We start from the raw sequence: 14,961 nt of genomic DNA on the forward strand, positions 1-14,961 counted from the left end.
AGCCGATTGCCGACAGCCCCTAAACAACCGCATTCCTCATTATCAATTCCTGCGTTGCTTCCTGTCTTGACAGCGTTGCAGTTTGTCGGCCTTTTGATAAAACGACGATCCGGTCGCTCATTCCTAAAATCTCCGGCAGTTCAGAGGAAATCATAATGATCGCCATGCCGTTTTCTGCCAGGTTCCTGATGAGTTTGTATATTTCAAATTTGGCCCCAACATCGACTCCCCTGGTTGGCTCGTCTAATATAATCAACTGTGGCGCAGCTAGTAACACTTTACCAATCACCACTTTCTGCTGGTTACCTCCGCTCAGAGTGCTCACTTTCTGATCCATTCCCGAAGTTTTAATCCGCAGGTCGGCGATCATTTGCGCGGTATCGGCTTCTTCGCTTTTTGTGTTAATGAAAATGCCTTTTTGGTGGCGCTTCATGCTTGATAGTGTGACATTATTCTTTACAGACATTCTTGGGATAAACCCCAAACCCTTCCTATCCTCGCTCACATAACCGATGCCATTTTTTAATGCTTTTAATGGAGAATCGATCTGTACGGTTTCACCCGAGATCCTGATCATTCCCTCATCCATTTTGTCCAGACCAAAAATGGCGCGCGCAATTTCAGTTCTCCCCGCGCCCATTAATCCGGCCAACCCAACTATTTCTCCTGCATGTACCTTGAAACTGATATTGGCAAACTTTCCCTTTTTACCCAGATTTTCAACTGACAGAACTTCCTCTCCGATACTCGCATTTCCCTCCGGAAACATTTGCCCGATCTCCCGCCCTACCATCATCGCAATCAGTGAGTTATGATCCAATTCTTCTGCGCTTTTTGTCCCGATGTACTTCCCATCCCGCAAAACGGTAATCGTGTCCGATATCCGGAAAATCTCATCCATTTTGTGAGATATGTAAATGATACTGACACCCTTGGATTTCAGGTCGCGGATCATTTTGAACAGCATTTCCACCTCCTTATCTGAAATGGCAGAAGTAGGCTCGTCCATGATGATCACCTTCGCCTCATTAGAAATCGCTTTTGCAATCTCCACCATCTGCATCTGCGCAACGCTCAGGTGTTTCATTTTGATGTCGGGAGAAATGTCGACGCCGAGCTGTTGAAGGATTTGCGCCGATTTTTCATTGATCGCTGAATCATCGAGCAAGCCCGGGATCCACCCTCTTTTTACGCCAAATGCTTTTTCTCTCCCTAAAAAAATATTCTGCGCGACTGTAAGCTCCGGTACGATCAGAATCTCCTGATGGATCATCGAAATGCCCTTTTTGAGCGTATCTCCCACATTGCTGTCGTGCAGGTTTTTACCCTCAAAAACGATCTCACCGGAATCCGGCGTCAGCAGCCCGATCAGGATCTTCATGAACGTCGACTTACCCGCCCCATTTTCTCCCATCAATGCATGCACTTCTCCTCTCCGCAGATTAAAGCTGATATTATCCAGCGCTTTAATCCCCGAAAATGACTTTGAAAGTTGATTGACAGTAAGAATGAAATCTGGCATAGGTCAATTTAAGAAAGGCTTTAACCCCAACCTGAATACTCAGCAAGTGGTTAAAGCCCTTTTTATTTTTGGTCAAAAATCAGGTTAACCTTCCCATTCTACGCCGGTATCCTTCCATGATCTGGAAGCCGCCGAGTCAAGTACAGCCTCGCACACTTTCTGTGTTTCGTAAGCATCCTTGAAAGTTGGAGAGCAAGGTTCGCCGGTTTGCAGACTCTCGAAGAAATCAGCAGCCTGGTGAATGAACGAATGCTCATAACCAATGCTGGTTCCCGGAATCCACCACCGCTTCATATAAGGCTGGTCGCTATCAGTAACCAGGATAGATCTCCATCCCCGAACGATTGATTCGTCGCTGTGATCGAAGTATTCCAACCGATTCAGATCATGCAAATCCCAGCGGATAGAAGCGTGCTCTCCATTGATCTCAAATGTATAAAGCGCCTTGTGGCCACGCGCATAACGTGTTGATTCAAAGAGACCTAGTGAGCCGTTATCGAAATGGCAATGGAAAATACAGGCATCGTCGATACCTACTTTCTTCACCTCCCCGCTTCCTGAATGCACGCGCTCTTTGATGAAAGTTTCGGTAACTGCAGATACGTCTTTGATACCGCCATTGATCCACATCGCTGTGTCGATGCAATGCGCCAGCAAATCGCCCGTTACGCCGGAACCTGCTGCGTCTACGTCCAGTCGCCACGTAGCGGCGCCGCCTTGGGGTACGTCAGGACTGATCGTCCAGTCTTGCAGGAAGTTAGCGCGGTAATGGAAAATTCGTCCCAGCTTGCCGGAATCGACGATTTGTTTGGCCAGAGTAACAGCCGGCACGCGACGGTAGTTGTACCAAACGGTATTTTTCACACCTGCTTTTTCAATGGCTTCCACCATACTCCTGGCTTCTTCCAATGTGCGCGCAAGTGGTTTTTCGCAAAGGATCATTTTACCCGCAGCTGCGGCAGCCAATGCGATTTCGGCGTGGGTATCGTTGGGGGTACAGATATCCACCGCGTCAATATCGTCGCGCTCGATGATCCTTCTCCAATCGGTTTCGTAAGAAGCGTATCCCCACTGTTCGGCGAAGGCTTTCACTTTTTCTTCGTTGCGGGAACAAACAGCCTGCAATACAGGGCGGTATTCGAGTTCAGGGAAGAAATCCCCGATCCTTTTATATCCATTGGAATGCGTGCGTCCCATCAGCCCGCTTCCTATTAATGCTATTCTTATCTCTTTTTTCTCCATCTTTTTTGATCCGTCGGCTTAAGCCGACGGTTAGGGATTGGTGATTGATATTTTAACATCCATTTCCGTTGGCTTGAGCCGACGGAAAATGGGTTTATGCCTCCTGGTACCAGCCGTGGGCTTTTCTTACGTTGATCAATGCGGCCAGGATATCATTCCATGTTTGCTGGTTGGTCATTACTTCGTTCGGGAACATACAGCCGTCCCAGCAGATGTGGCGGAATGCTTTAGTCACATTGCCATCTTCATCGCGCATCCAGAAACCTGCATCGCGAACGATGTCGAGCTTACCATTCGGGTCGGTAGCAAGACAGTGGCGACCAGTTTTATCGTGAGAACCTGTTCCGTGTACCGTTCCGTCGTTTTGCGCAACGTGAAAATCGAATGTATACGGACGAAGCGCAGCAGTCATTTTCTTCAAACCTTCCTCCTGTGCAACGCGATCTCCCCATTGGAAATCTTCGGGCAGGATACGATCCTCAGGTGCATTATACCCGAGCAGGTACAGGAATGTGTGCGACATATCCGCCTGGAATCCCATATTCGGACGATCCACAGCTTTCAATGTTTCCATCATGGTTTTCCAGCTATGCATTCCACCCCAGCAGATCTCGCCTTCGGCGGCCAGCTTTTCACCAAAATCAGCAGCAACATCACACGCGCGGCGCCATGTTTCAGCGATTTGTTTGGTATTTCCAGCAGGATCGGCGGCCCAGGCTTCAGGAGAGCAAGCAGAATCCACGCGGATCACACCGCCTTTACGAACACCGAGGTCACGCAGTTTTTTGCCAAATTCACAAGCTATGCGTACCTGATTGACAAACTCGTCGCGCGCTTCCTGCGTACCCATTGCGGATCCCGCCCAAACGTTGGCAACAAGGCTACCCACTTCCAGGCCCAATGCATTCAGCTTATCAGCAAGTTGTCTCGGTCCGTCTTCGGTGTTCATATAAATACCCACGTGCGGATCAAACAAACCAATGTCAATTCCATCGAACTTGATACCGTCTACCTCGGCAGCAGCAGTATGTTCGAGCATGGTATCAAAAGAAATAATCGGCTCCGAGTCAGAGCCCTTTCCAACAATCCCAGGCCAGGTGGCATTGTGGAGTTTGGGATAATTATTTTCAGGCATGGTTTAAGAAGTTTGAAAGTTAAATTGTTGATCAGAGTTTATGAGTGAAGAGTTTATGAGTTTAAAGTTTACGAACGCGAGATATTTGAACTAATCAAATCCAAACTCATGAACTCCAAACTCATAAACCTTAAACTCTAGAGCACCAAATCCGGGTTTCCTGGACCGAAATGCTTCAATATCACAATGGGGTCTGTTTTGGATGGGTTGCTGATCACCACTCCTTCAATTGCTGCCTTTTCGGTTACAAAGAATTCGTCGTTCGTCAGCTGTCCGTAGCGGATCAATGCAGGCGTTTCAATATCCCATTCGCCGAATTTTCCATGGCCCTGCATCACGATCATGCCGTAAGCGGCAGCATCTTTAATGGTTACAGTTTGTCCCGGGAGTACCGTCAGTTCCTTGGCGCTGTACGCCTCGTTTTTATAGCAGATCCAATTTTCACTATATCCTTCCTGCTCCATTTCAGCAACATCTTTGACCGGTTTTGGACGCATGAAATGCTTTTCCATCAGATTTGGATTTACATTCAAATCCCAGTCGATCACTTCCATCAGCAGGTCATAATCGCCGATTCTGTCTTTCGGCGTTCCTTTCCAGAGCAATTCTTCCGGAATAACCGCCTCATTCACAAGCGACTGATACATCGCAAAAATATCCGAGGCTTTCTGAGGCTCGTAGGTACACAAGCTGCCCGGTGCGTGCAACATGCCAGGAGGCACATCCCAGCCTGTTCCCGGTTCCAGACGAAACGCCTGGGAGTAGTTGGTAATCTTGTTATCACCCTTGGTGAAGTTCATCAAGCACTCTTTGATTTGCTCCTTCGTCGTACCAGGAGCAATACCAATGAATGTGTATGGAAAATCACCACCGTGGTTATTCAGTTGAGGTGGGAAATAATATGCTTCCGGCTTTCCATTCTGACCCACCATGGCAGCGTGCTCATCGCGGTGGTGAATGTGGTGCGGCAGCGGCCCCATATTGTCAAAAAATTTGGAGTACATAGGCCAGCTTTTGTATTGATCCCAAAGTCTGTCGCCTATAATTTCGCCTTTCAATTCTTCGACCGCATCCCGCAATGTCACTTTTTGAACCCCGGATTCATCTTCAAAGACGATTTGGCTCAAACCTTCATTTTCGCCTGTCAGTGGCCCGTTTTCCGCAGGAGTGGTTGACGAGAGCCAGCGCTCATCAATACCGCCACGCTCACCACCCAATATATAATAATCGTCCGGGTGTAATTTGATCCTGCGGCCGGGAACGCAAAATGAGCGCGGCACCCACGTAGGTGCTAAACGCAATATTCCTTTTCCCTGCTCCAACGCCTTCTCAGCTATACTTGAAAGTCCCATTGTATTATATTAAAAGTTGGTTTAGTTGATACTTGTTATTGTTTTATTGCAAGGCTTAATGCTGTGCTATATTGCTGCTGTACTTTGCTTTTTTTGGCGCTCACATCGACTAGATTGAGGTGCGCCAACCACCTTTTGTCATGCTGAGCGCGGTCGAAGCACCGCACCACGCCTTTGTTTGTAGCGGCCCTTCGACTGCGCTCAGGGTGACATAGGCGGCAGTTGCCTAACATAACAAAGCCTTGTTACGCCGTTGTCACCTTTAAAAGCAACTCCGCAATCGCCTCCTTCTCAGTCAATACGTCCAATTCCAGCTCGTAAAGCTTTGTTTCGTCGGGTTCTACAAAGATCAGCGTCCCGTCTTCTCTTGCTTTTGCTTGTCCGGAAAGTGGGTGCGTGCTGGGTTCCAGGCCGGTTACGTATTCGCCTTTACCCCAATGCTGCCAGTTGGCCAGCCAGGGTAGCTGCTCTTTTTTCCATTTTAAAGACACTGCCAGTCCGAGCTTTTCATTATGCAGGCCGCAAATGCTGTCTCCGAAAATATCGGCTTCCACATCTATCAAAGCCACTTCTTCTCCTGTTCCCAGATGACTTTCCAGCGGTGCGGGGCATTTTTTAAATTCGTTACCTTCTTTAAAGATCTTTGCATTCTCCTCGCCGTGGCGCGGGTGCCATTTTCCATTCCAGAGAATGTCCGTACCCTCGTCAGCCAGTGGCCAGCCGAAATTGAAATGGTACAAAAGCATATGCGGCGCAGGTGTATTGGCCCGGTTTGTCACTTCGTCTTTAATGCGGATCCCGGGTTTTCCCAAGGTGGCCGATATGGTTCTTTTCAGTTCGAAATTGGGACCGAACGGCTTTGTTTCCCGGATCATGCCGGTGATACTCATTTCCAGCTGACCTTTTCTCAAATCAGGCTGTACAATGGAGATAACCTCGGCAGGCGCATTCCCGATCAAACCGTGCAAGCCGCGGTCACCATATTCGTCCGACTCCGGTCCGCCTGCGTGAGAAAGGCCGCAAGTAGTGAGCAAACCGCCACCAAAAGTACGCAGCCAGTCAATCCCTTTATCCGAAAAAGGCTGTGGATAAGTAACGCCCACGTGACTGATCCACGCCAGACTGTGCTCATTATAAAATGCTTCCGCAATATCCATTGCCCTGTCAAGTACCACTTTGAAACGCAGCCCGGTGCCGGTATTCACCCACGCAATCCGGGTACCTCTCCCCGCGCCATTATCAAGCACCGAAGTTTCGATACCCCCTACCTGCACGTGATTGGATACTTTATCTACCCAGCCCTGGTTTATTGAATCGGCACTTTCCATTGTTTTTATTATTGAGTTTTGTAAAGATTAAAAGTCGAAAAACCCTGTTATTTAATCCTTCTCATAAGCTTTTGTCACTTCAATTTACTGTTCTTAATAAACCTTTGTCACCCTGAGCGAGACGCTAGCTCGACGAAGTTTTCAGCCAACCCCTCACCCTGGCATTAAACTCTTCCGTATCCTCGAAATGAAACGCGTGTCCTAGTTTTTCGTACAAAAACAGCTCTGCCCCCGGGATACTATTTGCTACTTCCTCCGCCATCCACACCGGGGTAAAAATGTCTTCCCGTCCACCGATCACGAGGGTTGGTTTATCTATTTTGTGCAAATCGGGCAGTGCGTTGTGGTTCATGCAAGCAGCTGCTTGCCCTTCCAAACCGTGTAAAGGCTGCGGGAATGCACCGTAAGCGTCCTGTTGCCGGCCCTGCGCGAGATCTGCGTGCTTTTCAGCATTGTCCCACGACGATTTTGAGAAAATCAGCAATTGAATGTACAGACTGAATTCCTCCGGCCTGAACCTGGCTTTGGCATTCATGATATGCTGGAACAACCCTTTCGCATAATTGTCGCAACGCGCCCAGGGACACATTAACACGAGCGATTTTACCTTTTGAGGATGCCTGATCGCCAATTGCTGTGCAATGGTACTGCCCATTGAACAGCCGATTACATTCACATTCTCCAACCCAAGCGAGTCCAGCAGACCTGCATAATCGTCGGCCATTTGCTCCGAGGAATAAGGCCCGGCTGGTTTATCAGTCAACCCTACCCCCCTGTTATCCCCGATAATGCAGCGAAAATGATGCTTCCAATCCGCCACATGCACATTCCAGACCGACCCGGGAGCTGTTATTCCCATGATCAAAAGCAGCGGTTCACCAGAACCCCGCTCTTCGTAGTACATGTTTATTGCGTTGGTTTTAATAGTGGGCATACTTGGAGGTACTTCGGCTTTCGGCGTTCGGCCGTCAGCTTTTTTAGTTTAAAAAATTATCAATTACGATTAAAGTATGACAGCCGAAAGCCGATTGCCGACTGCCAAAGTCATCTCAACCCCGGAATCAACTTTTCCTGAATCCACTTTCCGTCGTGCAAAGTCACGTAATCCGGATCGTCGAGTGCTTCTGCGCCTTCGTCTTCGCAGATGATCCAGCCTTTGTAATTGATATCTTTCAGCCACTGAGTTACCCCGAGTAAGTCCACGCTTCCATTACCCATTAATGCAAACTCAGGTGCGCCGTCCCAATCTTTGAAATGCACGTGGTTGATCAATGCCTCGTACTCTTTCATTTTAGAAAGCGGGTCCATTCCGCCGTTGATAATGTGGCCAACATCCGGCGTCCAGCCGGTAGCCGATATATCCAGTGATTCGAGTACGATTTTGTAATCCTCTTCCGTGCGGATAATGGATGTGTGGGGGGAATTGGGATGGTAGCTGCACGGAATGCCCTTTTCAGCGGCCCGTCTTGATACTGTATTCACAATATTGACCAGATTGGCCTGGCGCTGAGCAAGGTTATGCCTTCCGCTCGGGATTTGTACTGTGTTCAGGATCGCACCAGGAAAACGTTGCAGTACCCTGATCGCGTGGTCGGCAACCTCCCTTTCCCGCTCCGTTTCTTCGGCTTCGTTCCAGTCGAGTGCCAGTGCCAGTGCAGCCAACTCGATGTTCTGCTCCCTTAATTTTGCTTCCAGCAGATCCGGATCAACCAGCTCGCCCATCCAGGTGAAAATAGGTTGAATGCCACTGAAACCTGCCTTTGAAATAACCTCAATCATGTGTCCGAGCCGGCCTTCATACGTTTTACCGTTGCCGCTCATAAACCAGGTATATACCTCAGAACCAAAACGAAATGGAAGTTGTACTGACATTATTTTAAATCTGTTTGGTCAAAAACTAAAATCACGGCGCCTTTTTCTTCACAACCTTACCAGGCATGATCAGCGAGTCAAATCCAGCCAGATCGGCCGGCTTTACATTGGCTTTGTATCCGCTGAAATTGAAGGTAGTGGGCTTGTAAGGGCCAACAAATGCAATATTATTAGTTGGCTTAATGGACTTTTCCATCCCCAATCCCCAAAACATGGCATTCACTGCCATTCTTCGGAAGCCTTCGTTCAGCAGATCTTCGGAGGCGCCGTGGGTAGTTGTAAAAGATTTTCCTTTGCTCCCGCCCTCCACCTGGTATTCTTTGATCCAGGCGACCGGCAACAACTCTTTTGTAGGATACGGTGCGGAAGTGGCCGTCATTCCATTCAAAACCTGTCCCCTCGCCAGTACAGTACCTTTCGGTTCGGCAGTATACCCGCCGGATTCTACCCATACATCTTTCACGCCGGTCATAATCGGGTGCGCGGCTTCTGATTGCTCGATGATCAATTTTGAAGACTGTTTGTGATTGGTACCGTAGTGCGACACCCAGGTTTCGCCAAGCACCACTTCTCCAAAACCATCTTTCCAGGCAGTTTTGTCACCCTTATAATTCCATGTATAATGCTCCCATTTAGGGTCATTTTTAATTTCAAATGCGTGTGTAGATGTGCGGAAAGCCACAATCGGACCGCCCCGCCGGATATACTTATCAATATGCTGCATTTCCTTATCTTCAAAATGCGCAAACCGCATGAACATCACCAGCAGATCGGCCTTATCAAGTACTTCCAACCCTTTCAGATTGGAGCTGCCCGGCAGGATATTGCCCTCATCATCCAGGCCCCATATCACTGTGCAGGTAAATCCATAACGTTTTGCCATAATCCGCGCCAGCGCAGGAAGTGACTCCTCACTGCGGTATTCATGATCGGTAGCAATGAAAACGATGTTTTTATCCAATCCCGGCCCTTTATCGCCTTTGTAAACAACTTGATATCCGGAAGCGTCGCCCTGCGCGAATGCGGCAGAACTAAGCAGGAAGAACAAGAAGAGAAATTTCAGGTTGTGGGTCATAGTGACTTGTTTACTTCGGCTTTCGGCCTTTTTGTTTACTGTTTGAGGTCCTTACGACATCAACTTAATAGGTGACTCTGGTCACGATGACGAAGTCCATCGCAAAAAAGCCGACTGCCGAAAACCGACAGCCGAAGTCACTTACAATCCATGCTTCAAACACATCTCCCTGATAAACCGGTAGCCATTTTCGGCAATATCCCAGGGCTCGTTAAACTCCCGCCATACGCCAATCGCATTGGCGAAGCCCGGGTCGTTTCTTGAAAATGCTTCGATTGTAAGCCAGCCTTGATAATTGATGGCAGCTAAACCCGCAAATGCATCATCCCACAAAACCTGTCCGGTACCAGGTGTTCCGCGGTCGTTTTCGCTGATGTGCACGTGGGCAAGTACCGGCGCGATGGTTTGCAATGCGTTACCATAGTTTTTCTCCTCGATATTGGAATGGTGCGTATCAAACATCGCGCGCACATTCGGGTGATTGGCGGCTGTCACCAGCTTTTGCAGCTGCTCCATGGTATTGCATAAATAGCATTCAAACCGGTTGAGCGCCTCCAGTGCAAATGTGATATTAGCCTGCGCGGCATATTCGGCAGCTGCATTCAGTACTTCTCCTGCCAATGCATATTCCTGGTCCTCCGCAGGGCGATTTACAAAAACCGTGTGCGCTGAGTGGAATGGCCCGCAAATGATTTTCGCATTCAGGTCGTGTGCCCGGTCTACCGCCCATTTGATTTTATCCAAAGCTCTTTGACGTACCTCAACCGACTCGCTTACCGGATTTTCATCCGCACCCAAAGTCATCACAGCTGTTGTTTCCAGGCCGAGGTCTTTGGTATATCCACCCATTCGCTGGTAAGCAGACGATTCCTGCGGTCCAAGATAAAATTCCACACCGTCGTAACCGATGCCTTTCAGCCTGTCAATAATCGGAAATAAATCATCCGACACCGACGCCGTCCAGGCAAGTACATTGAATCCAATTTTGTTCATGATATTTCTGGCTAATAGCTTTTAGCAGTTTAGCTATTAGCTTTTAGTTATTAGCTTTTTAAAAATCCTTTGCTCTGGATCCCCGGGTTGAAACCCGGGGCAATTGACTTTTTGCCCCTAGGGGGCTGTTTTATTGTTTGTCTTTCCTTTTCTCCTTCGTCCTTCCTCCCTTTCCTCCTTCCTCCTAACCTAACAGCCAAAAGCTAATGGCTAATAGCCAAAAGCTATTGTTTAATCCTCAAATCCTTGAACTCCACTTTCATGGGTGGGCCTACGTGCACCTGCATACCCAGATAGCCTTTTTTGCGACCATTGTAGGTGTCATTGTCTGTCACCTCGCTCATAAGTACGCCGTTGATATAATGTTGCAAACGGTTGCCTTTGATCACCAGATGGAAGGTGTTCCAGTCTTCGCTTTTGATTAGTGTTTTGAGGGAATCGGAAGCGCCAAGTGAGCCGGTTACTTCGAAGCCTTTCCAGGCATTGGCTTTGATGTTGCTGCGTACACCTTCGGGTGTTTTTTCGCCTGTGTACTCGTTGATCACCGTTTTTTGTCCGCGGTAGGCCAGTGTTGTGCGGCGGCGTTCTTCGTAATTCTGGCCGGTATATGTATTTTTTCCGTCAATATCTGCCTGGTATCCTCTCAACGCATTCGGCACATCCTCTACTTTTTCGCTCCGGTATTGAATGCCCGAATTACCACTCTGCTGGATTTTAAACGAACCTTTCAGTTCAAAATCCGCCGGCTGGCCGCCTTGCCAAACAATGAAGGAATTAGTCTTAAGAAGTGTTTCCGGAGTGATTTCGCCTACCAGATTCCCATTCTCCACGCGCCAGTATTTTGCATCATACTCCCAGCCTTTCAGGGTCTTCCCGTCAAAAATGGAAACAAACCCTTTCTCTTTCTTCTGGGCCACCGAAGTAGCCTGGCTTGCAATTACCAGCAAAGCTGCCAGCATAAAACCGGCTTTGACAAATCTGAAATTCATTTGAATGGGTTTTATAGGTTTAGTGACTTCCTTAATCTGCCTTTCCCTTACAAGAGGGTTTTTATAAAAGTTAATACTCTTAAAAAAGCAGAAAATTATATCCAAAAATTCCTAAAAATATCTGGCCGACTATCCTGTACTAACCTGCTTGAAGGCGTGCGCAGCAAATAAAAAAGCGGAAAGACCAAGGTCCTCCCGCTTTTACAACAACTCACTCACACAACCAACTTCACAAGCTCATTAAGGCATTAACACTTTGTCTATCACATGGATTACACCATTCGATTGATAAACATCGGCAGTAGTAACTTTGGCTGAATTACCTTTCGCATCGGTTACGATCAAATCTTTTCCCTTCATTGAAAATGTAAGCTCCGCGCCTTGTGCTGTTTTCGCCATTGCCTTGCCGCCGCCGTCTTTAATCATTTTCGCAACTGCTTTCGAGTCCACTTTGCCAGGAACCACGTGGTAAGTCAATACCGAAGTTAGTGTTCCTTTGTTTTCCGGCTTCAACAGATTATCAACTGTGCCCGCAGGAAGTGCTTCAAATGCCGAGTTAACCGGCGCAAAAACTGTAAATGGACCTGTTCCCGAAAGTGTTTCTACCAGTCCGGCCGCTTTCACAGCTGCTACCAGCGTAGTGTGCTCTTTGGAGTTTACTGCATTCTCAATGATGTTTTTAGAAGGGTACATAGCAGCACCACCAACCATCACGGTCTTTTCTTTTTGAGCAAAAGCGGATCCGGTTGTAAACATCGCTGCGAGCAGCAAGCCCATGATTTTTGTTGACATTTTCATAATAAGAAATCTAGTTTAGTGATTTCCTTTATGTACGCCAATCGGCTTGCGATCGATTGAATGCCTGAAAATTATTGCCTGCCAGTTGCTGCAACAGAGGGTAAAGCACGGGTATCTGAGGAAAAATCAAGTGTAGAACGACGAAGGAAATAGTTACCAAAAATTGGTAACTTTGGTCTAACATCTAAATAAACGGAAAATGGGAAAAAATACATCCATATCAATGGGCCAGCATTTTGATTCATTTATTCAGACTCAGATAGCCGAGGGCCGGTATGCTACTACCAGCGAAGTGGTTCGGGCAGGTCTCCGATTATTAGAGCAAGAAGAGCAGAAGCTGAGCTTATTAAGACAGGCACTTATTGAAGGCGAAGAAAGCGGCTGGGCTGAAAACTTTGACCCGGCAGATTTTAAGTCAAAACTAAAAAAGGATCATTCAGGCAATGAGTAATTACAAACTTACCCGCCTTGCAGAGAATGATTTAATTAAAATTTGGGAATATACAGTTCATGAATGGTCCTTGCACCAAGCTGAAAAATATCTCGACGGGCTGCTGTCGAGTTTCGAAGCGATAGGAGACGGAAAAATAAAAGGCAAGGCTATTGATCAGGTTCGAAAAGGTTACCAGAAAACTTTGTACGGAAAGCATTACATATTTTTCCGTTTTTCAACCGAGAACAAAGCTGAGATTATTCGCATCCTTCACGTTAGCATGGATGTAGAAAGGCATCTTTAAAGGAGCAAAGCAAATACGATTGCCTTTGGCTTTGCTCCTTTGTATGTTTCAGTTTACGGAAGCGGATCGCCCGGCAGTTTTTGTTTAGGATCATAAACTGCCACACCAACCCGGGAATCGGCGCAGCCGTAGTAGAGATACCATTTCTTCTTGTGGTAAACCATTCCTTCAATGAATACAGTACCGGCTACGTACTGACCGCTTTTTTCAAATGCTTCCATGGGCCGGAAGAATGGTTTATCCAGACGGGCCAGTACTTTGGAAGGATCATTTTTGTCAAAAAGCACCTGACCGGCGCAGTAGCTGTTGGGCGTAAACTGCCTGTCACCATCCTCGCCTTTATCGTTTTTACCATTATATAAAAGGACAATACCTTTGTCGGTTACAATCGCAGGCGGGCCGCATTCCGTGAGATTGCTGTCAAAATAGCCTTTGCGGGGTGAGATCAGGTTTACCAGATTCTGGTTATTATCCACAACAGGCTCCCAGTTGATCAGATCTGTTGACGTAGCCACATTTACATTCGCCTCGCCGAAATACAGCCAGTACTTCCCATTGATTTTCGCAATTACCTGTTTGTCGCCGACCAGTTTGGTAACAATCGAGCCCGATTTTGTCCATATCTCGTTGAACTTACCGCCAAAAGCTTTCTTGAATACCGGCCCGTGCTTTTCCCATTTGATCAGGTCCCTTGAAGTCGCAACGCCAATGCGCGCTTTGTCCTGGTTCCATTGGGTATAGAATACAACGTACAAGCCGTCTTCGGTAACTGCCACGCGCGGGTCCTCACAGCCGCCGGGCCACTCCATTGCCTTCTGACTGTCTTCCGCGGGAAACAGCACGGGTTCTTTTCTCCTTTTAAAATGGATCCCGTCTTCACTTTCCGCATAACCAAGCCGCGAAGTGCGCTTTCCGATCGCCTTACCTGCTTTGTCTTCCGCGCGGTAAAGCACTACAATCTTGCCGTCTTTGATAGCAGCGGCCGGATTAAAGGTATCGTTCGATTCCCAGTCAATCTGCTTCTTGTTCATCGGGCAGAAGAATGTGGAGGTGCTATCCGGTGAAATCACAGGATTTACATTGGCCGGACGTTTGAACCCACCGAAAGTCCAGTCAGGCAATTTGTTTTCCTTTTGAGCAGCCACTTCGCCGAAAACAAGCGCGAGGCAGAAGAGTAATCCGGTAGTCGATTTGTTCATAGGTTGGTAAAAAATTAAAAAATCCGGTCTGAATATTCAAACCGGATTTCCTATTTCAAAGAAAACTTGTAATTATTTATTGGCCACCAGGTTTACATCCAATGTAAAATCATTATCAATTGCCTTGTCGCCCAGGTTTTCAAAGAAGTTACTTGAACGGAATTTGATGTCGTATTTGGTACGATCAATCGTTACTTTCGCATTTGCAGTTACTTTTTGCGCGTCTGATTTCACGGTAGCGGGGAATTTCACTTCCTGTGTAATGCCTTTGATGGTCAGTTTACCAGTCACATCATACGCATTCGCGCCTTTCGGAGTTACCGAAGAGATAACCAGCTTGGCTTGCGGGTGTTTCTCAACAGAGAAAAAATCATCACTTTTAAGGTGGCCGGTAAGCTTGCCGTTCATATCCTTGTCAGTTACATCAGTTACCACGAGGTTCTTGATATCTGCCACAAAGCTCCCGCCTTTCAGCTTATCTCCGTCAACGACCAGAGAGCCGCTCTCCAATGGAACAGTACCTGCGTGGGTTCCTGTCACCTTTTTTGCTCCCCAGGTTACGCTGCTGCTTTTAGTGTCAACCTTCAATGTCTTGTCTGCGACCTTCGTCTTGCCAGGCCCGTCAGCAATTGCAGCAACATTGAATAACAAACCGGCTGCGGCTAGAAGAAACATTTTTTTCATAGTGGATTCCGTCATTTTAAAGTGAGAAAGATTTT

Annotated in this window: 15 protein-coding genes; 2 read left to right on the forward strand and 13 right to left on the reverse strand. The window is 47.5% G+C overall.

What is annotated here, in order from left to right; all coding sequences use genetic code 11:
* Positions 1-19: 19 nt before the first annotated feature.
* From ASG33_RS23945 to ASG33_RS23995, 11 genes are all read right to left on the reverse strand, one after another.
* A complete protein-coding gene (locus ASG33_RS23945; protein ID WP_056291503.1) occupies positions 20-1,522 on the reverse strand; it encodes a sugar ABC transporter ATP-binding protein in 1,503 nt (500 codons plus the stop codon).
* A gap of 84 nt (positions 1,523-1,606) precedes the next feature.
* Positions 1,607-2,764, reverse strand: coding sequence for a Gfo/Idh/MocA family protein (locus tag ASG33_RS23950; RefSeq protein ID WP_056291504.1), 1,158 nt, complete (start codon positions 2,762-2,764; stop codon positions 1,607-1,609).
* Positions 2,765-2,858: 94 nt separating this feature from the next.
* A complete protein-coding gene (locus ASG33_RS23955) occupies positions 2,859-3,899 on the reverse strand; it encodes a sugar phosphate isomerase/epimerase (protein WP_056291506.1) in 1,041 nt (346 codons plus the stop codon).
* 137 nt (positions 3,900-4,036) lie between these two features.
* Positions 4,037-5,251 (reverse strand): class I mannose-6-phosphate isomerase, encoded by a 1,215-nt coding sequence (locus tag ASG33_RS23960; RefSeq protein ID WP_056291508.1) that lies wholly within the window; start codon positions 5,249-5,251, stop codon positions 4,037-4,039.
* A gap of 245 nt (positions 5,252-5,496) precedes the next feature.
* Entirely contained in the window at positions 5,497-6,579 is a 1,083-nt protein-coding gene (locus ASG33_RS23965; RefSeq protein WP_056291510.1) for an aldose 1-epimerase family protein, read from the reverse strand.
* A gap of 124 nt (positions 6,580-6,703) precedes the next feature.
* Positions 6,704-7,513 carry an alpha/beta fold hydrolase gene (locus tag ASG33_RS23970; protein WP_056291512.1) on the reverse strand — a complete coding sequence of 270 codons (810 nt, stop codon included), beginning with the start codon at positions 7,511-7,513 and terminating at the stop codon, positions 6,704-6,706.
* Positions 7,514-7,623: 110 nt separating this feature from the next.
* Positions 7,624-8,451, reverse strand: coding sequence for a sugar phosphate isomerase/epimerase (locus ASG33_RS23975; RefSeq protein ID WP_056291515.1), 828 nt, complete (start codon positions 8,449-8,451; stop codon positions 7,624-7,626).
* A gap of 31 nt (positions 8,452-8,482) precedes the next feature.
* The gene (locus ASG33_RS23980) at positions 8,483-9,526 is read right to left on the reverse strand and encodes a ThuA domain-containing protein (RefSeq protein ID WP_056291517.1); all 1,044 of its coding nucleotides are present in this window, start codon (positions 9,524-9,526) and stop codon (positions 8,483-8,485) included.
* Between the two features lie 141 nt (positions 9,527-9,667).
* Positions 9,668-10,519 carry a sugar phosphate isomerase/epimerase gene (locus tag ASG33_RS23985; RefSeq protein ID WP_056291519.1) on the reverse strand — a complete coding sequence of 284 codons (852 nt, stop codon included), beginning with the start codon at positions 10,517-10,519 and terminating at the stop codon, positions 9,668-9,670.
* A gap of 224 nt (positions 10,520-10,743) precedes the next feature.
* Complete coding sequence (locus ASG33_RS23990; RefSeq protein ID WP_229238847.1) at positions 10,744-11,478, reverse strand: DUF1080 domain-containing protein; 735 nt, start codon at positions 11,476-11,478, stop codon at positions 10,744-10,746.
* 270 nt (positions 11,479-11,748) lie between these two features.
* The gene (locus ASG33_RS23995) at positions 11,749-12,300 is read right to left on the reverse strand and encodes a fasciclin domain-containing protein (protein ID WP_409012548.1); all 552 of its coding nucleotides are present in this window, start codon (positions 12,298-12,300) and stop codon (positions 11,749-11,751) included.
* A gap of 205 nt (positions 12,301-12,505) precedes the next feature.
* On the opposite strand from ASG33_RS23995, the gene ASG33_RS24000 reads away from it, so the two are divergent.
* Both ASG33_RS24000 and ASG33_RS24005 read left to right on the forward strand, forming a co-directional pair.
* On the forward strand, positions 12,506-12,757 hold the full coding sequence (locus ASG33_RS24000) for a type II toxin-antitoxin system ParD family antitoxin (RefSeq protein ID WP_056291524.1): 252 nt from the start codon (positions 12,506-12,508) through the stop codon (positions 12,755-12,757).
* A complete protein-coding gene (locus ASG33_RS24005) occupies positions 12,750-13,043 on the forward strand; it encodes a type II toxin-antitoxin system RelE/ParE family toxin (RefSeq protein WP_056291526.1) in 294 nt (97 codons plus the stop codon). Before ASG33_RS24000 ends, ASG33_RS24005 begins: the two co-directional genes overlap by 8 nt.
* A 53-nt stretch (positions 13,044-13,096) precedes the next feature.
* Here the strand turns inward: ASG33_RS24005 and ASG33_RS24010 are convergent, their stop codons facing one another.
* Together ASG33_RS24010 and ASG33_RS24015 are read right to left on the reverse strand one after the other, a co-directional pair.
* On the reverse strand, positions 13,097-14,242 hold the full coding sequence (locus ASG33_RS24010; protein ID WP_056291527.1) for a glycoside hydrolase family 130 protein: 1,146 nt from the start codon (positions 14,240-14,242) through the stop codon (positions 13,097-13,099).
* Positions 14,243-14,314: 72 nt separating this feature from the next.
* Positions 14,315-14,917 carry a YceI family protein gene (locus ASG33_RS24015; RefSeq protein WP_056291727.1) on the reverse strand — a complete coding sequence of 201 codons (603 nt, stop codon included), beginning with the start codon at positions 14,915-14,917 and terminating at the stop codon, positions 14,315-14,317.
* Positions 14,918-14,961 lie beyond the last annotated feature (44 nt).

Source organism: Dyadobacter sp. Leaf189, from assembly GCF_001424405.1.
GTDB lineage: Bacteria > Bacteroidota > Bacteroidia > Cytophagales > Spirosomataceae > Dyadobacter.

Excerpts from the sequence above, each read along its gene's own strand:
- ASG33_RS24010 (WP_056291527.1), bottom strand. The coding sequence starts at position 14,242 with ATGAACAAATCGACTACCGGATTACTCTTCTGCCTCGCGCTTGTTTTC.
- ASG33_RS23955 (WP_056291506.1), bottom strand. The coding sequence starts at position 3,899 with ATGCCTGAAAATAATTATCCCAAACTCCACAATGCCACCTGGCCTGGG.
- ASG33_RS23950 (WP_056291504.1), bottom strand. The coding sequence starts at position 2,764 with ATGGAGAAAAAAGAGATAAGAATAGCATTAATAGGAAGCGGGCTGATG.
- ASG33_RS23980 (WP_056291517.1), bottom strand. The coding sequence starts at position 9,526 with ATGACCCACAACCTGAAATTTCTCTTCTTGTTCTTCCTGCTTAGTTCT.
- ASG33_RS23945 (WP_056291503.1), bottom strand. The coding sequence starts at position 1,522 with ATGCCAGATTTCATTCTTACTGTCAATCAACTTTCAAAGTCATTTTCG.
- ASG33_RS23965 (WP_056291510.1), bottom strand. The coding sequence starts at position 6,579 with ATGGAAAGTGCCGATTCAATAAACCAGGGCTGGGTAGATAAAGTATCC.
- ASG33_RS24000 (WP_056291524.1), top strand. The coding sequence starts at position 12,506 with ATGGGAAAAAATACATCCATATCAATGGGCCAGCATTTTGATTCATTT.
- ASG33_RS24005 (WP_056291526.1), top strand. The coding sequence starts at position 12,750 with ATGAGTAATTACAAACTTACCCGCCTTGCAGAGAATGATTTAATTAAA.
- ASG33_RS23970 (WP_056291512.1), bottom strand. The coding sequence starts at position 7,513 with ATGCCCACTATTAAAACCAACGCAATAAACATGTACTACGAAGAGCGG.
- ASG33_RS24015 (WP_056291727.1), bottom strand. The coding sequence starts at position 14,917 with ATGTTTCTTCTAGCCGCAGCCGGTTTGTTATTCAATGTTGCTGCAATT.
- ASG33_RS23985 (WP_056291519.1), bottom strand. The coding sequence starts at position 10,519 with ATGAACAAAATTGGATTCAATGTACTTGCCTGGACGGCGTCGGTGTCG.
- ASG33_RS23990 (WP_229238847.1), bottom strand. The coding sequence starts at position 11,478 with ATGCTGGCAGCTTTGCTGGTAATTGCAAGCCAGGCTACTTCGGTGGCC.
- ASG33_RS23975 (WP_056291515.1), bottom strand. The coding sequence starts at position 8,451 with ATGTCAGTACAACTTCCATTTCGTTTTGGTTCTGAGGTATATACCTGG.
- ASG33_RS23995 (WP_409012548.1), bottom strand. The coding sequence starts at position 12,300 with ATGTCAACAAAAATCATGGGCTTGCTGCTCGCAGCGATGTTTACAACC.
- ASG33_RS23960 (WP_056291508.1), bottom strand. The coding sequence starts at position 5,251 with ATGGGACTTTCAAGTATAGCTGAGAAGGCGTTGGAGCAGGGAAAAGGA.